At 40.9% G+C, this 511-nt stretch carries 1 protein-coding gene; it reads left to right on the plus strand.

Annotated features, from left to right (window positions below; translation table 11 throughout):
- Positions 1–511, plus strand: a 511-nt coding sequence (locus ME1_RS08020) for a phage major tropism determinant (RefSeq protein ID WP_004861723.1), incomplete at both ends; no start/stop codon positions are given.

Genomic DNA, 511 nt, shown 5'->3' on the forward strand with positions numbered 1-511 from the left:
AGTTAAGTGAAACAGCAATTAGTGTTGCCAATGACGCCAAACAGATAGCTCTTCTAGCAAAGAAAGATTTAACGACAGTCACACAGACCGCCAATAATGCACAGTCTACAGCGACAGAGGCAAAGAATTTAGCATTAGCAGCAGAACAGATAAGGACTAGCGTTGAAGGTTATGGGGCAAAGATTACAGTGCTTGAGGGCTTTGCTTCGAGTCTTGCTCATTTAACTCTGATTGATATTGCGTCTTCTACCCCGTTTCTGGTTGCAAATAGTAAGCAACAATTAACGTTAAAAAAAGGAACGCACATAATTTTGCCCCTAGAGAATCGTGTTTTGGTTGCTGATTACACATCTGATCAAACAATCACCGTTCCTTCTTCACTGGCTCGTGGTAAGGATTATTATGTTTATTTGGTGTTTGAAGGAGAACAGTCTTCCAAAGTTGTAGTGTCACCAAACTCGACTTATCCAGATGGTTACACAGCCAATAATTCGCGCAAAATAGGTGGTTT

It is taken from the genome of Bartonella vinsonii subsp. arupensis OK-94-513 (genome assembly GCF_000278235.1).
Classification (GTDB): domain Bacteria; phylum Pseudomonadota; class Alphaproteobacteria; order Rhizobiales; family Rhizobiaceae; genus Bartonella; species Bartonella arupensis.